At 49.5% G+C, this 547-nt stretch carries 1 protein-coding gene and 1 pseudogene; both read right to left on the reverse strand.

Annotated features, from left to right (window positions below; translation table 11 throughout):
* Positions 1-353 (reverse strand): ParB/RepB/Spo0J family partition protein (locus ACFIKO_RS09520; RefSeq protein WP_375673936.1); only part of this gene is annotated, 353 nt, incomplete at its 3' end.
* Positions 353-547, reverse strand: a pseudogene (locus tag ACFIKO_RS09525) (hypothetical protein); the annotation flags it as partial. The pseudogene ACFIKO_RS09525 and the gene ACFIKO_RS09520, both read right to left, overlap by 1 nt.

Consider the following 547-nt stretch of genomic DNA (forward strand, 5'->3'; position numbering starts at 1 on the left):
TCCCACAATTCGCGGTAAGTCTGGACAAAAAGCGCACGGTCAATAACAGACAATTCATTGCGAAACAGATTTTCAGCAACCTCTAAAAGCGCGGCATTATCCTTATCAGCCTGCACTACAACGGCATCAATGTCACTATAGCCCAAAAGCTCCGCAGCACGCAGCCGATGCGCACCAGCTATAAGCGTATAATTACCCTCTTTAGCATTAGGGGTATGGCGCACCGTAATCGGATTCATCAATCCCTCCCGCGCCATTGATTGTGCAAGTGCCTTGGCATGCTCATCATCCACAGGGCGTATACGCTCCGGCACCACAATCACATCAAGAGCAAGCTTTTGAAACTGTGCCATCACGCCGCCGCCTTTCTGATCTCTTTAAAGAACAAATCCATCGCACGCCCCGCCCATCTTCGATAAGCTTTCGCAAAAACGGGTTCTTCCAAACGCCGGTTAATCACTTGCATAGATAGAGAAATAGAAGTCCGCTGCCGTGCTTGTATGGCAACAATACGCCGCCGCGGCACCTCAAACTGATAATGCAAGAT

Origin of the sequence: Bartonella sp. TS82HLJMH (genome assembly GCF_042193495.1) — a bacterium.
Classification (GTDB): Bacteria; Pseudomonadota; Alphaproteobacteria; order Rhizobiales; family Rhizobiaceae; genus Bartonella; species Bartonella grahamii.